Source organism: Gluconobacter frateurii (assembly GCF_002723955.1).
Lineage (GTDB): Bacteria > Pseudomonadota > Alphaproteobacteria > Acetobacterales > Acetobacteraceae > Gluconobacter > Gluconobacter frateurii.
The window spans coordinates 18,335-33,424 of record NZ_BEWN01000001.1 but is presented as its reverse complement, the minus strand read 5'-3'; the positions used below and the strand labels follow the sequence as shown (position 1 = coordinate 33,424).

Below are 15,090 nucleotides of genomic sequence, written 5' to 3'. Positions count from 1 at the left end.
CCGACATTGGAAAGTTTTTATTCTTAGTGTGTCAATTTTATATCGTATGATTTCTGACTCTAAAAGGTCATCAGTTGCAATTTCGCAACATGAGAATTCACCTCCGTTTTAGAAGCGACGCCAAGGCCGGCCAGAGTTCTGCCTGCTCCACAGCGCTCACCGTAAAGCGCAACATGGTGGACGGTGCCTGCGTGGATGAGAAAAGTGTCCCAGGCGCCAGCAGCATCCCAGCCTCAGACGCAGCGCGCGCCACCGCTTCAGAATCCTGCCCACAATCCGCCCAGACAAAAATTCCCGCCGGTGGCAGATACGGTACGTTCAGGCCACAGGTCATCAGCGCATCAACGCATTTCTGCCGGGCCTGATTGACCTTCTGTCGCAGCCTCAGCAGATGCCGCCCGTAATGCCCCTCCCTCAGCAGGCGCGTCATGACGTTCTCGCCGAGCTGCGGCGTGCAGAGACCAGCCAGAAGCTTGAGATCAATCAGACGGGCAACCAGATCCGGCCTTGCGGCCAGAACACCGACCCTCAGCCCGGCTGCCAGTGTCTTGGCATACCCGGTGACGAGAATGACGCGTTGCAGACGGTCCATGGAGGCGAGGCGAATGGACGTGCCATCATGGAAATCCGCGTAAGTATCGTCTTCCAGAATCATGAAATCATGCTTCTCGGCGAGACGAAGCACGTCATGCGCGGCAGCGGCTCCTAACGTGTAGCCCGTCGGGTTATGGACCACACTGTTGATCAGAAAGAGCTTCGGACGATGCTCCGTTGCCAATCGCTCCAGAACTTCCAGATCCGGCCCTTCCCGCCGTCTCGGAACACTGATGATCCGGGCGCCATAAGCTGCAAGACGTCCAAAAATCAGAGGCCATCCGGGGTCCTCGACCAGAACCGTATCACCAGGCTGAACCATCAACCGAAGCACAAGATCTATCGCGTGCGTCACACCCGCAGTAGTCATCAGATGATGATCCGGATGCGCAGCTACTCCTTGCGTGCCCAGCATGGTCGCGATGTGTTTGCGCAACTGCGGGCTACCCTGCGGATGCCCATAATGCAGAAGGCCTTCAACATCCGTGCGGGCACTCGCCCGGATGGCACCCGCCACAAGATCTGCATCCAACCAATGCTGTGGCAAAACCCCTGATGCCGCTGTGAGCTTTACGGACGTTCCGGTTCCAAACATTTCACGCAGGAGCCATGTCACATCGAGCCGTGAAGGCTCGGTCCGCTCTTGCATGACGGCTTCTGCCACAACAGGGAGGTCCGCGGGTGGCCGCACGAAATATCCGGCTCCCGGCCGGGACAGGATCAGCCCCCGGGCCTGAAGACGTTCATAAGCCTCTATCACCGTATAACGGCTCAACCCCGCGCTTTCTGCCATTTTACGGACAGACGGCAAGCGACTGCCCGGCCTGAGCATATGCGCATCGATCCGCCCTGCCAGCTCGGCTTCAAGCTGTTCGACCAAGGTTCTGTCCGCCCCACGAACAGGCTTCCAGACAGGAAGAATTCCGGATGGAGCAACGGAAACTGGCATGGTCAAATCTCCGATACAGTCTGAAAGAATACGACCAGATTGTACCGGTACTGTTCCGGTAGCAACTGTCATAGTGCGCAGGACGATCCCGTCTGCAACAGGAAATTCCGTCATGCCGACTTACTGGCAGGCTTTCGCGCCGCTCGTTCTCTTCACGTTTGTTGCCTCCGTAACGCCCGGACCGAACAACATGATGCTGGCCTCATCAGGGCTGACGCATGGATTTCGGAAAACCATTCCGCACATGCTCGGGGTGGCACTCGGCTTCGTCGTGATGGTGGTTCTGCTCGGGCTGGGTCTGGGAAGCCTGTTTGAACATGCGCCGTGGTTCTATGTGGCTCTGAAATATGCCAGCGCGGCCTACCTGCTCTGGCTGGCCTGGAAGATCGCCATGTCGTCTTCCGCACCAGAGGCCAACGACAAAGGGCAACCGATTACTTTTCTACAGGCTGTCGGCTTTCAGTGGGTCAACCCGAAAGCCTGGGTCATGGCTGTGGGGATCATTGCAGCATACGTGCCCAAGGAAGGGTTCTTCTTCAATCTCGCCGTTGCTGGTTTGATCTGTGGCCTCGTGAACTTTCCGTCCGTGGCGCTCTGGGCCGGGTTTGGCGCAGGCATGAGACGCTGGCTGCATCGCCCCCTGCTGCTCAAAAGCTTCAATTATACGATGGCCCTGCTTCTGGTGGCCTCCCTCTATCCGCTGGCGTTTGAAACAGCATCACACTGACACTCAGGCCACCAGCGGATAATGGCACGCTACGCGCCGCCCCTCTCCACAGGGTTGGAGACTGGGGCGGTCTGTCGCACATTTTGGCTGCGCGATCGGGCACCGTGTGTGGAAGCGACACCCTGACGGTGGATTGACCGGGCTGGGAACATCGCCCTTCAACGGTGGCGGCAAAGGACGGTCCGGTCGCGGAACAGCATCCAGAAGAGCCTTTGTGTAAGGGTGCGCTGGACGATCCAGAACCTCCAGTCCGTCGCCTTCCTCCACGATGCTGCCCAGATACATGACCGCAATCCGGTCCGCCATCTGTCGGACGACGGACAGATCATGGGAAATAAAGACGCACGCTACGCCGAGCGATGCACGCAGATCCCGGAACAGATTCACGATCTGCGCCTGAACAGACACATCAAGCGCGGAGACAGGCTCGTCCGCAACGAGAAGGTCTGGGCCCAGGACAAGCGCGCGGGCAATGTTCAAACGCTGACGTTGGCCACCGGAAAATTCATGCGGATATCGATCAGCCACCGAACGGGCCAGACCAACCTGATCCAGTAGTTCATCAACGCGGGCGCGAATGTTCTTGCGGCCATGAATCCGGAGGGGCTCGGCGAGAGACTCCCCTACCGTTCTGCGAGGATTAAAGGCCGCCGAGGAGTCCTGAAAGACCATCTGCATCCGCGCACGCCACGGCCGTAGCGCACGGTCTGACAGACCAGAAATCCGGTGTCCGTCAAACAGAACCTCGCCCGAAGTCGGATGGGTCAGACCAATCAGCGTACGTCCCAAAGACGACTTGCCACAGCCAGATTCCCCAACCAGTGCCAGCGCCTCCCCCCGGTGCACCTGAAGCGACACATCCGAAACAGCGTGCAGCACACGGCCACCGCCCAGTCTGTATTGTTTCTCCAGCGCGCGGGCTTCCAGAAGAACACTCATGCTGCGTACAGGACACACGCCACGCGCCGCCCTTCCTCTGTTTCGATCAATGCCGGACGGACTGCACAGTCTGGCCGCACAAAGCTACATCGCGGGGCAAACACACAGCCGGACGGTCGATTTTCCGGGGTGGGTGGCTGTCCGGGAATGGTTGGAAGCTGCTCAGGCCTTGGCCCTTCCAAGGGTGGGATGGCGGCTAGGAGAGCCTGTGTATAAGGATGCAGTGGACGGTCGAGAACATCCCGCACCGGACCACGCTCCACCACCAGCCCGGAATACATCACCGCAACATGCGTGCAGGCCTGCGCGACCACGCCCATGTCATGGGTAATCAGCATCACGCCTGCGCCCTCATCCCGGATTTCCCGCAGAAGCGTCAGGATCTGGGCCTGTACCGTCACATCAAGCGCTGTCGTCGGCTCGTCCGCAATCAGCAGATCGGGCGAGCAGGACAGCGCCATGGCAATCATCGCACGCTGCCGCAAACCACCTGAAAGCTGATGCGGATAGCGCTTGGCCGCCATTGCCGGGTCGGGCACGCCCATTCGCCCCAGAAGCTGCACCGTCCGGGCGCGCGCTTCCCGTCGGTTCAGAGGCTGATGCAGCCGGATCTGCTCATCAATCTGCGCCCCGATGGAACGGACGGGTAGAAAAGCCGTCATGGGGTCCTGAAAGATCATGGCAATCCGTGCGCCACGCAGCTTTCTCATGGATTTGTCAGGCAGTCCGACGAGATCCTGTCCGGCAAACACGATCTGACCGGATGCGCGAAGGCCGGGCAAAAGTCCCATGACACTCATCGCCGTCAGACTTTTCCCGGAACCGGATTCCCCGACCACACCCAGAGCTTCTCCGACCTGCACCTGAAAGGACACGCCTTCCAGAAGACGTCGGCCATCTGGCAGATCCAGCTTCAGGTTCTGAATATCGAGCAACGCTTCAGCGCCCATGTTGCCCCTCCCGAATACGAGGATCGAGCAACGCATAAATTCCATCCACCAGCGCGTTCGCAATCACAACAAAGATCGCGGCGTACATGACCGTTGCCATAATGAGCGGCAGATCAAGTGTGGCGAGGGCCTGATAGGTCAGCCGCCCCACGCCCGGCAGGGCAAACACGACTTCGGTCAGCAATGCGCCTCCGCCAAGAAGCTGTGCGAAATCCAGCCCGAAGAGCGACACGTAGCTTAACCATGACAAACGCAAACCGTGCCAGAGCCAGACACGAACGGGTCCTGCGCCCTTGGCCCGGGCGGTTCGAATGGAGTCCTCCCCCATAGCGGACAGCAATTCCGAACGAAGAATGCGCGCGTACAATCCCATAAAAGACACAGCCAGCGTCAGGGACGGCAACAGCAGGGAGCGCGCCCAGCCGAGCGGATTTTCTGTAAGCGGCACATATCCCAATGGTGGCACCCAACGGAACATCCAGGTGTCATGCCAGCGGCTCTGCGTGAACAGGTTCACGACTTCACCAAGCCAGAAGACCGGCATGGATAGCCCCACCAAACCCAGCACCATCAGAAACCGGTCCACCCAGCTATCACGCATTACAGCGGAGACAATTCCAATTCCCAGCGACCCTATGACCCAGAAAAATGCCGCCCAAAGCACGAGCGATAAGGTCACGGGAGCTGCAGAAGCTACTTCCGGCACGACCTGCTGACCGTGATTAACGAAAGACGTCAGATCCCGGCTAACGAACAACTTCTCCATCATACGCATGTACTGAACGGGCAACGGGCGATCGAACCCATACTCCGCCCGCACGCGTTCCATAACCTGCGGGCTGGCTCCACGCCCGGCGATCCGTGCCGTCGGATCTGCACCCGGCGTGGCGAAAAAGATGCAGAATACCAGAACGGAAATACCGAAAATGACGAGAGCCATCTGGCCGATACGGGACAGGAGCGCTGCGATCATCGTCCGGCTCCCTTCGGGTCCAGATAATCGCGCAGGGCATTTCCCAGAATGTTCAGGGCCAGCACGGTAATGACAATCGCAACACCTGGAGCAATCGCCACAATCGGGCGCGTATAGAGCAACCCTTCGCCATCCTGAATCAACGTTCCCCAGGAGGCTGATGGAGCCTGCACACCCAGCGAAAGAAACGACAACGCCGATTCTGCCAGCAAACAGAGCGCCAGGACCAGAGGCGCCAGAACAACCATGGACGGCGCCAGATTGGGCAGGATTTCACGTCGGAGAATCCGAAAATCAGATGCGCCCATACCGCGTGCGGCCGTCACGAAGTCTGCCCGTGACAGACTCAGAACGCGGGCACGCAACGGCCGGGCGGCATAAGGCACATAGACCAGCGCAATAATGCCGATGGGAATCAGGAAACTGTCAGCACCAAGCGTCACGAACCCCAAGTGAATCCCGTGGCCGACCGTGACGACAGAAAGGGAAATGGCGAACAGATAAACCGGAATCGCCCAGAGAATATCCAGAAGCCGGGACAGCAGAATATCCACCCATCCCCCAAAATATCCTGCACAGATCCCGATACTGCCCGATAGACACAGGCACAGAAACGCCGCGGCGGACGCAATCAGAAGCGAACTTCGCCCCCCATAAAGAAGACGCGACGCCACATCCCGTCCTTGAGAATCCGCACCCAGACTATAGGCGCCTGCAGACCAATCCGGCCCAAGTGGGGTCAGACCAAGATGCAGCGGATTGTCATTGGGTTGCATAAGGTCGAGCGTCTGCCCATGACGCACGGCTGTCCCGGCAACGTTGGAAGAAAACGGGTCCACGCCAGCCACACGCGCATAAAGGGGCGCGCACAGGCTGGCCAGAACAACAAGCCCCAGTGCCGCTATGGCGAAGATGACGTCCCTCTTCACCGAAAGGGCACGGACCATTCGCAAAAAACCGTTTTCCCCCACGCGCACTCCCATCCCATGAGCTGTTCAGCATTCCGTTCTAGCTGACAGTTCAGGGAAGAGAAGAGCCGTGAGGAAAGAAACGTAATGTGTGATTTTCAGATCGGCTTCAAAACAGTCCGGGCGTGCTGGGCCACACGCCGCCGCAGGGCAGAAAGATCCGCCACTGTTTCATTATGCAATGCACGAACGCTTTCATGGGCTGCATAGAACCGGCGTGCGCCCGTCGTGCTGACGAGGATGGCAACGCCAAGAAAAATACCGTTGATTTCGATAACCGTAGAACCAAGCATGATGTCGAACCTTCAGGTGCCCGACATGTCTGTGCTGTCGGGAAATTACGGAAATAGAGAAAGGGGTTTCCGGGTGGCGGAAACACGGCAGCGCGACGGCTGCCAGCTACACATTCGACACATCATGGAGATGCCCTTCTATGGAGGTCGATGACGCTCCCTCTTAAGCAGGAAAGCCACTGAGCGTCAATATACAACTTTTAATAATGCCGATTTACAAAATTAATGTTTTATACAACATTTCGTTATAGTTATTTTATTGAAAAATTCCAGCCTGCCCTTTTCCAAGTCCTGTGATACAGAAACGGCATGAACAAAAAGGTCGTGTCTTCCCCCGCTCCGTTTGAAGGTTATGCCGCTCCACGTGGCAGAGTTTACAACTCCTTTCTGGAAACTGTCGGGGGCACGCCGCTCGTCGCCCTCCCCCGTCTGACCGAGCAGGAAAAGCTGCACGGACGGCTGCTCCTCAAACTTGAATTTTTCAACCCACTCGGCTCTGTCAAAGACCGTATCGGCGTTGCCATGCTGCGAGACGCGGAAACACGGGGCCTCATTACACCAGGCCGGACCGTTCTTATTGAACCAACCTCCGGCAATACAGGCATTTCCCTTGCTTTTGCCGCCGTGGCGCTGGGTTATCGCCTGATCGTCACCATGCCGGAAAGTGCCTCTACCGAGCGTCGGAAGATGCTGCGCCTGATGGGTGCAACAACAGAGCTTACTCCCGCCAATGATGGCATGGCTGGGGCCATCCGCCGCGCGGAAGAACTGATGGAAACCCTTCCGGATGCCTGGATGCCGAGCCAGTTCGAGAACGATGCCAACCCTGCTGTTCATGAGCAGACTACAGCGCTCGAAATCTGGAATGATACCGCCGGACAGGTGGACATGGTTGTCGCCGGTCTTGGCACAGGCGGCACTGCATCAGGCATTGCCCACGGGCTGAAGAAATTCAGCAAAGCCATCAAGGTCATTGGTGTGGAACCCCGGGAAAGTGCGGTTCTGCATGGCGACGAGCCGGGCCCACATGGCATTCAGGGCATTGGACCAGGCTTTCAACCGGACACTCTGGATCTACGCGCGCTCGACAGCGTCATTGAAGTTTCGGAGCAGGAATCCCTGACAACGGCCCGGCTCTGCGCTGCTGTAGAAGGCATTCCCATTGGGATTTCTTCTGGGGCAGCCCTTTATGCAGGGATGTCGCTGGCCAAGAAGGCATCAAGCCGTGGCAAGACCATTGTGGTGATCGCGCCGTCCTTTGCGGAGCGTTATCTCTCCACACAACTCTTCGATGGACTGTCTTAATTACATTATAATATAGTTATTTTATTTAATACTGATCTATGTTCGTTATTAATCCAGACATTCAATCCTGATCGGGAATCGTCTTCCGGTCAGGCTTCTGGAGATCACGGGCATGAATCTTTTTTCCGGCCGCGCTACCGCTCTGGACCTTACGGCAAGTGCTCGGGCGCTTTCCTTTCAGCGCTCTTCCGAAGAAACGGTTCTGGCCGCTGAATTTCACCGCATCAAAGAACACTTCACGCCGCTTCTCGTGCCCGGACTTTTCAATTCCGGCCCACATCACTGGCAGACCCGATGGGAAAGCGCCTTTGGCCTCACGCGCCTGCACCAGACGGATTGGCAAAACCCGGAACCCGAAGACTGGGACGCAACACTGACGGCTGCAATCCAGCAGGCTGAAAAGCCCGTTCTTCTGATTGCACACAGTCTGGGGGCTGTTCTGACGGCCCACTGGCTTACACGCCATGAGACATCCCGGATCGCGGGGGCATTTCTTGTGGCACCCGCGGATATCGAACACACGACACACCCGGAGGCTGCCCGAATCCGCGCTTTTGCGCCCTTGCCAGAAGCCCCATCACCTGTTCCGATGGCCCTGATGGCCAGCCGGAATGATCCATGGCTTTCCAGCGACCGTGCTCGAACCCTTGCCAATCACTGGCACGCAGAGTTCACGGATGCAGGCCTCACCGGGCATGTCGGCAGCGATGACTTTCTGGGTCTTTGGAGCCACGGTGCAAAGACCCTTGTGTCTTTCGTTCAACGCCGCCTTCAGACGTCCTAGGAGCGCTTTGCTTCAGGCTTCCAGCGATTGAGAAGAAGGGAATTGCTCACAACCGAGACCGAACTCATCGCCATGGCGGCCCCCGCGACAATCGGGTTCAACATTCCTAAAGCCGCCAGAGGCAGACCCAGAAGATTGTAGATGAACGCGAAGAAGAGGTTCTGGCGGATCTTGGAAAGCGTCGCGCGAGACAGGGAAATCGCATCCAGAACGCTCGTCAGTTCGCTCTTCATGAGCACGACATCCGCCGTATCAAGTGCAACAGCCGATCCAGCACCAATGGCAAATCCGACATCCGCAGCAGCCAGCGCCGGCGCATCATTAACGCCATCCCCGACCATGCCGACAACTCGTCCCTCAGCCCGGTAGCGCGCCACGCCTTCCGCCTTATTCTGCGGCAGTACACCGGCCAGATAATCATCCACACCGACCTGCCGCGCCACAACTGAGGCGGTCCGCTCATTATCGCCCGTCAGCATAACAACCTTGATGCCACGCGCCTTGAGAGCCGCGACCGTCGAAGCGGCATCCGGGCGCAGATTGTCTCCCAGAGCCAGAATCCCCAGAAGCCGCCCGCCTGTCGCCACTGCAATAACCGTCTGTCCTTCGCTTTCCAAAGCATCTACAGGCAGGGTCGTCAGGTCATATCCGGCATCAGTGAGATAGCGAGGCGATCCAAGAAGCGCAGGCTCGCCTTCAAGCTGGGCTTCGACGCCAAGACCCGGAATGGCCTTGAACCCATCCACGCTCAGAACCGTCGCATGATGCGCCATTCCATGATCAACAATCGCGCGGGCAAGCGGATGTTCTGAGTTCTGCTCCAGAGACGTTGCCACAGCGAGAAGTCGATCCATGGAAACGCCAGATACCGGATGCAGACAGGTCACACTGGGTCGTCCCTGCGTAAGGGTCCCCGTCTTGTCGAGAATGATCGTCGACAGTTTTTCCGCACGTTCAAGTGCATCAGCATTCCGGAACAGAATCCCATTCTGCGCCCCACGGCCAGTTCCGACCATGATGGCGGTCGGGGTCGCAAGCCCCAGCGAGCAGGGACAGGCAATGACCAACACGGACACTGCTGAAACCAGACTCCACGTCGCAGACCCCGTCACAAGCCAGCCGATCAGGAACGTCACAACAGCAAACGCCACGACGGCCGGAACAAATATCCCGGACACACGATCCGCAAGCCGCTGCACATTGGCTTTCGACCCCTGCGCCTGCTCGACCATACGCACAATTCGCGCCAGCGCTGTATCAGAGCCAACGCCTGTCGCTTTGACCTTCAGGACCCCATTCGCGTTGATCGTGCCGCCAAAGACGTCACTTCCGGTCTGCTTCAGAGCAGGGACACTTTCACCGGTCAGCATGGCTTCGTTGACGTCCGAAGCCCCCTCCAGAACGGTTCCATCCACCGGGATACTCTCACCAGGCCGGACGACAAAGATGTCCCCGACATGCATGTCCGCTACCGCCCGATCAACCAGAACACCATCACGCTCCACATGCGCAGTCTGCGGCTGAAGCTGAAGCAGGCTTTCAATCCCTGCGCTCGTGCGCACCTTGGCGCGTGTTTCCATCAGCTTACCCAGCGAAATCAGGGTAATGATTGCGCCACTCGCTTCAAAATAAACCGGCTGGTCCAGACGGAACAGAACAACGATCGCGCTGAACAGATACGCAATGCTCGTTCCCAGAACGACCAGCACATCCATATTGGCCGATCCGCCGCGCACGGCATTCCAGGCCCGGCGATACAGATGCGCTCCGCAAACAAACTGCACCAATGTGGCACTGACAAACTGCACGGCCACCGGCACGGTTTCCATCCGTCCCAGCAGCATCCCGAACATTTCAACGAAGAGCGGCAAAGCCAGAATAAACGTCAGCAGGAAGCGGTTACGCTCTTTCCGCCAGACGGCCTCACGCTTTGCTTTGGGGTCTTCGCGCTGACCGTCATCAAGACGCGCCGCACCGAAGCCCGCCTTCGTAATCTTGCTCGCCAGATCTTCCGGAGTGACGATACCGGGAATGTAGGTCACATGCGCACGTTCAGCCGCATAATTCACGCTGCCCTGAACGGAGGGCATACGGTTCAGCACTTTCTCGATCCGGGCCGCGCAAGCCGCACAGGTCATGCCGGTAATCGCGAAATCCACACTCTGTTCGTCAACAGAGAAACCGGCCTTACGAACGGCAGCGACAACATTCCCGACATTTGCTTCCGGCCCGTCCAGATCAACCTGAGCCCGCTCAGAAGCAAAATTAACGGTCGCATGAACGCCACTCTGCCGATTCAGCACTTTCTCAATCCGCGCAGCACAAGCCGCACAGGTCATCCCGCCAACTGGGAAACTGACTGTTTTTGACATCTGAACATCTCCTGAGCTGGCGAGAGTCGCAAAACCGGGCGGCTCCGGAAAACGAAAGGGAATATACCCCCATACGGTATTATGAAAGAACCTGTATCGTCATACCTTGGGTAGAAAGAATGGCCTCGTGGTCATGAAAGCGCTTCAGGCCTGAATGATGTGCCACACTAATGAGGGTCACCTCCGGCAGAAGCGCAAGAAGGCGCGTATAAAGAAGCGCCTCATTCTCTTCATCGAGGGCAGATGTTGCCTCATCCAGAAAGAGCGTTGCGGGCCTTGCCAGAAAGACACGGGCAAATGCCAAACGCTGCTGTTCGCCGGGAGAAAGCACGTCGCCCCATGCGGCGTCATGATCCAACTTTGACACCAACGCCCCTAAATTGGAGGCCTCCAGAGCCGCCTCGCATGCATCCAGTTCATACCGGTCAGACGTTGCCGGATAGCTAAGAGCCTGCCGAAGCGTTCCTGTTGGAACATAACTCCGCTGCGGCAAGAACATGGCGTCCCGCATGTTGAACGAGACACTCCCCGCTCCACAGGCCCAAAGCCCGGCCAAAGCCCGCAGAAGAGTGCTTTTCCCAGCTCCGGACGCACCTGCAATCATCAGGCGCGCGCCACTTGGGATGGTCAGATCTCCGACAGTCGCAATCCGCGATCCATCGGCGCGATCAAGAACCAGATCCCTGATCTCGATTTGCCCCTGCTCCACCGGTGTACGGACAATCCCACCTTCTGGGCGTCCCGTCACAACACGCTCGAATTCACTCAGACGCTGAAGGATGGAGCGGAGCGTGGCCAGATCCGTGTAGTTTTCGATGAACCATTGCAGGCTTCGGCGCACATTCATGAAGGCTGAATTGATCCGGGAGTATAGACCAAACGTCAACGCATGCGCCAACAGCTTCGGGATCAGCAAAGCCCACAGAACAATGTTGATCCCGCCCGTATAAAGCTCGACCACGGTATTGGCGCGCCATGTGTAAGCCAGCACGCTGCGCCAGTTGGTGGCGATCCGATGCAGACATTCCGAAAGCCGGAAATGCTCTGCGCCCTCACCGCCATAAAAAGCAATCTGTTCTGAATTACGCCGCACATCCAGCAGAGCTGCACGCAGATCAGCGTCATAATGCTGCTGGCGATAATTGGCGCTGACGAGCGGGCCACCTGCTTTTTCCAGAACCAGAGAAATGAGCAGAATGGAAATTGTCGTCCCGAAAAACATGTAGCCCGGAATGACGATGTGCCAACCGTGCCAGACAAAGGACAACGTGCCACCAATCGTCCAGAGGACAACCGCAAACGATAGAAAGGTCGTCACCGCCTGAATGGCGTCCAGGCCCAGGCGCAACGTCCAGACTGACATTTGCGCCAGATCATCCGCGATACGCTGATCAGGGTTATCGGCCCGATTTTCTCCGTGCTCCAGATGATAATACGCATTATCGGACAGGTATTTTCGCAAATAAACCCGCGTATTCCACAGCCGCCAGCGCATGGAGAGAACCTGCGTCATATATTGCTGGATGACACGCATCCCCGCACTCAACCCCATCATCACGACATAAATGGGAATGAGCGCAATGCAGGCCGCGACTTTATACGCGAACATCGTATCAAAAAACGTCTGGTCCCATTTTCCGAACCAGACAGCAACCTGCACATCCAGAAACGACAGACCGATAATCCCCACCAGAAGCCCCAGTGCTTTCCAGCGATCTTCTGATCGCCAGTAGGGGAGAAGAACCCTCCAGTCCAAAAGGGAATGCGGGGGTGTCGGGTCTTCAGTACGTGCCACGAAGCGTTGCCATGAAACTGCGGGGAGCGGCCGGGAAATTGAGCTGCCAGACGCCACTGGCGCGCTCGTAATAATAGCGATTGGTCAGGTTATAGGCATTAAGCTGGAGTTTCAGATGCTTGTTAAAGCGGTATCCAATAACGCTGTCGAGCGTCATATATCCGCCCTGAACAGTCGTCGCATAACTCCCGCGAAGGTTGCTGTACGCATCCAGCCCAACACCAAAACTCAGCCCTTTCAGGCGCCCTTGCTGTGCATTGTAATGTACCCAGGATTTGAACATGTGACGCGGTGAAAAAACGCCCCCGAAATCGGAAACTTTCGGATTGGAAACCTTGGTATCCAGATATGTATACCCGATGGATACATCGAGACCTGGCATGATCTGCCCATCAACCTGCGCTTCCCAGCCCTGCCGGCGAATGGGGCCAGTCGTGATATAGAAGCTCGTATGAGCCGGGTCTTGAACGGGTTGATTGACACTTTCCATCCGGAAAAGCGCGGTTGAAAAATTCAGGCGACCGTGAAAATACTCGCCCTTAAAGCCAGTTTCGACCTGATTGCCCTGCTGCGGCGTCAGACCGTCCCCGTTGTAAGTCAGCCGCCCGACAGAGGGCGTGAAAATGCTGGCATAACTGGCGTACCAGGAAAGGTTGGGCGTGATCTGATAGACCGTCCCCAGATAGGGCGTGAGCTGACCGTGAATATTGGCCGTCGTCTTCCATGCCCCTTCCGGGGATGGGCTGGCATCCCGCGTCTTTTCGAAAAACCGCGACACACGCCCGCCAAGGATCAAGGACAAATGGCGGATCACTTCAAGCCGGAGCTGTCCGTAGAACCCCCACTGATAGGCGTTGTCATCCGTCCCTTCCGCACCATCGGCCGCATTGTAGGTAATGCTGCCAGCAGCCGGCTTCTTCACCACTGCCGTGTTGTTGATGCTGACATCGGAATACACCGCGTCCGACGTAACCGCGCCATAGGCAACATGCGTATCATAAGAGTTGTAGTTAAAGCCCAGAAGCACATGATGCGTCCGGTGTAGAAGCCGGAAGCTGCCTGTTGTGTAAATATCAGCCGAACGGGACGTATTCGTTCCACGATATGGGAAATTGCCGACATCTTCGTAGGTTAGCTTACCAGTCTGTGCATTGATCGTAGTCCACGGCTCATTATAGAGCGTGTTGTAGCTCTGATCGTAGAAAGTCCCACGCGCCGTGACCGTCCAGTCGCCCCACAGCTTCTGCGTCAGAGACGCAATCGTCTGCTGGGTCATGTAATCACTATATCCCCAGGGCTGCGTCGGGTTCGCATCTCGGCCGCCGTACCAGAGTGTCTGGGTGGTTGTGACAGGTAGCCCGTAATACGGCGCATCAATATTCTGCTTCTGCGCCGCATGGGACACCAGAAACGTGGTGGACGGCGTGATGTCCCATTCCAGAACGCCATAAGCCTGCCAGCTTCTATTATGGGCGTATTTGTAGAAGTAATCGTTATCCTGAAAGAGATCGGCCGTACGGAATCGCAGTGTTTTGGAGCGATTAAGCGGAACGGTCAGGTCCACATCCGCACGATAGTTATTGAAGCTTCCCACGGTGGCATTCCCACTCGCGGCAAAATCTTTTCCGGGTTTTTTCGTGACCTGATTGACCACGCCCCCAGCGCCACCGGCTCCTTGCAGCAGACCAGCAGACCCGCGCATGACTTCAATCCTGTCATACATCGAGAGATCAAAACTCGCGTTGTTCAGCGTTCCCGCCGCATTGGGCGTTCCATCAATCGACGTTGTGAGCTGATAACCCCGTGAATAAAAATTGCTATTGACCGTTGATCCCGGCAGCACGCGGATCCCATTGATCTGGCGCATGGCGTCCGTCATCGTCAGCATGTTGGAATCTTCCATGCGCTGCTGTGTGATTACAGAAATCGAGTGCGGAATATCCTTCAGGGCAACAGGCGTTTTCCCCCACGCTTCCACAGCCGGGGCGGTGTAAGAGCGGGACGTTCCATAGACATGCAGATTTTCGGTGCTTCCATCCACGACGGAACCCTCATCACCGTTCAACGAGGGACTGGGTGCCGAAGTCTGAGAGAGCGCAGTGGAGGCTACGGTCTCCCGACACACCTGCGCAATTTTGGCGCCCGTTCCCTGAACATCATGGCAGCGGGACACTTTCTGACGGCTTTTTTCCCCCAGTTCTGAAGCGCGTACATCAGGGGCACCACCCATCATCAAGGTTCCGCAGATCAGGGCGGAGCTGGAAACGGAGAAAAAAGAGGAACGCCGAAAGGTGTTGGCGCCATGGTGCGTCATGAAACCTGCCCAGGAACTATAAGACTGCCGCATGATCTGTTTCACTTTAAGAATATTATTCTGCGACATGACACCCGGCACTGGTTTCGCATATTGAGCCGGATGTTGTGTATCGTGTGCCCTCAGG

The 15,090-nt window shown here is 57.1% G+C and carries 12 protein-coding genes; 3 read left to right on the top strand and 9 right to left on the bottom strand.

What is annotated here, in order from left to right:
• Positions 1-97: 97 nt before the first annotated feature.
• Entirely contained in the window at positions 98-1,657 is a 1,560-nt protein-coding gene (locus tag GFR01_RS00145) for an aminotransferase-like domain-containing protein (protein WP_244902086.1), read from the bottom strand.
• Here GFR01_RS00145 and GFR01_RS00140 point away from each other — a divergent pair.
• Positions 1,656-2,270, top strand: a complete 615-nt coding sequence (locus GFR01_RS00140) for a LysE family translocator (RefSeq protein ID WP_099180821.1) — start codon at positions 1,656-1,658, stop codon at positions 2,268-2,270. The genes GFR01_RS00145 and GFR01_RS00140 overlap by 2 nt on opposite strands.
• Positions 2,271-2,273: 3 nt before the next feature.
• On the opposite strand, the gene GFR01_RS00135 is transcribed toward GFR01_RS00140, so the two are convergent.
• The 5 genes from GFR01_RS00135 to GFR01_RS00115 all read right to left on the bottom strand — a co-directional run bounded on the left by GFR01_RS00135 (position 2,274) and on the right by GFR01_RS00115 (position 6,393).
• Positions 2,274-3,209, bottom strand: coding sequence for an ABC transporter ATP-binding protein (locus GFR01_RS00135; protein ID WP_099180820.1), 936 nt, complete (start codon positions 3,207-3,209; stop codon positions 2,274-2,276).
• Positions 3,206-4,159: an ABC transporter ATP-binding protein gene (locus GFR01_RS00130; protein ID WP_063904551.1), complete on the bottom strand. Its 954-nt coding sequence runs from the start codon at positions 4,157-4,159 to the stop codon at positions 3,206-3,208. The genes GFR01_RS00135 and GFR01_RS00130 overlap by 4 nt, the downstream gene beginning before the upstream one ends.
• Positions 4,149-5,132: an ABC transporter permease gene (locus GFR01_RS00125; RefSeq protein ID WP_063904552.1), complete on the bottom strand. Its 984-nt coding sequence runs from the start codon at positions 5,130-5,132 to the stop codon at positions 4,149-4,151. Before GFR01_RS00125 ends, GFR01_RS00130 begins: the two co-directional genes overlap by 11 nt.
• The gene (locus tag GFR01_RS00120; RefSeq protein WP_099181561.1) at positions 5,129-6,079 is read right to left on the bottom strand and encodes an ABC transporter permease; all 951 of its coding nucleotides are present in this window, start codon (positions 6,077-6,079) and stop codon (positions 5,129-5,131) included. The genes GFR01_RS00125 and GFR01_RS00120 overlap by 4 nt, the downstream gene beginning before the upstream one ends.
• A gap of 119 nt (positions 6,080-6,198) precedes the next feature.
• On the bottom strand, positions 6,199-6,393 hold the full coding sequence (locus GFR01_RS00115; protein WP_007283459.1) for a hypothetical protein: 195 nt from the start codon (positions 6,391-6,393) through the stop codon (positions 6,199-6,201).
• Between the two features lie 309 nt (positions 6,394-6,702).
• Between GFR01_RS00115 and cysK the strand changes: the two genes are divergently transcribed.
• Complete coding sequence (gene cysK / locus GFR01_RS00105) at positions 6,703-7,698, top strand: cysteine synthase A (protein WP_063904553.1); 996 nt, start codon at positions 6,703-6,705, stop codon at positions 7,696-7,698.
• Between the two features lie 112 nt (positions 7,699-7,810).
• On the top strand, positions 7,811-8,482 hold the full coding sequence (locus GFR01_RS00100; RefSeq protein ID WP_099180819.1) for an RBBP9/YdeN family alpha/beta hydrolase: 672 nt from the start codon (positions 7,811-7,813) through the stop codon (positions 8,480-8,482).
• Here the strand turns inward: GFR01_RS00100 and GFR01_RS00095 are convergent.
• The 3 genes from GFR01_RS00095 to GFR01_RS00085 all read right to left on the bottom strand — a co-directional run bounded on the left by GFR01_RS00095 (position 8,479) and on the right by GFR01_RS00085 (position 15,032).
• Positions 8,479-10,854 carry a heavy metal translocating P-type ATPase gene (locus GFR01_RS00095; RefSeq protein ID WP_099180818.1) on the bottom strand — a complete coding sequence of 792 codons (2,376 nt, stop codon included), beginning with the start codon at positions 10,852-10,854 and terminating at the stop codon, positions 8,479-8,481. The two genes, GFR01_RS00100 and GFR01_RS00095, sit on opposite strands and share 4 nt — an antisense overlap.
• Positions 10,855-10,933: 79 nt before the next feature.
• Positions 10,934-12,649, bottom strand: a complete 1,716-nt coding sequence (locus GFR01_RS00090) for an ABC transporter ATP-binding protein/permease (RefSeq protein ID WP_099180817.1) — start codon at positions 12,647-12,649, stop codon at positions 10,934-10,936.
• On the bottom strand, positions 12,636-15,032 hold the full coding sequence (locus GFR01_RS00085; protein ID WP_099180816.1) for a TonB-dependent siderophore receptor: 2,397 nt from the start codon (positions 15,030-15,032) through the stop codon (positions 12,636-12,638). The genes GFR01_RS00090 and GFR01_RS00085 overlap by 14 nt, the downstream gene beginning before the upstream one ends.
• Positions 15,033-15,090 lie beyond the last annotated feature (58 nt).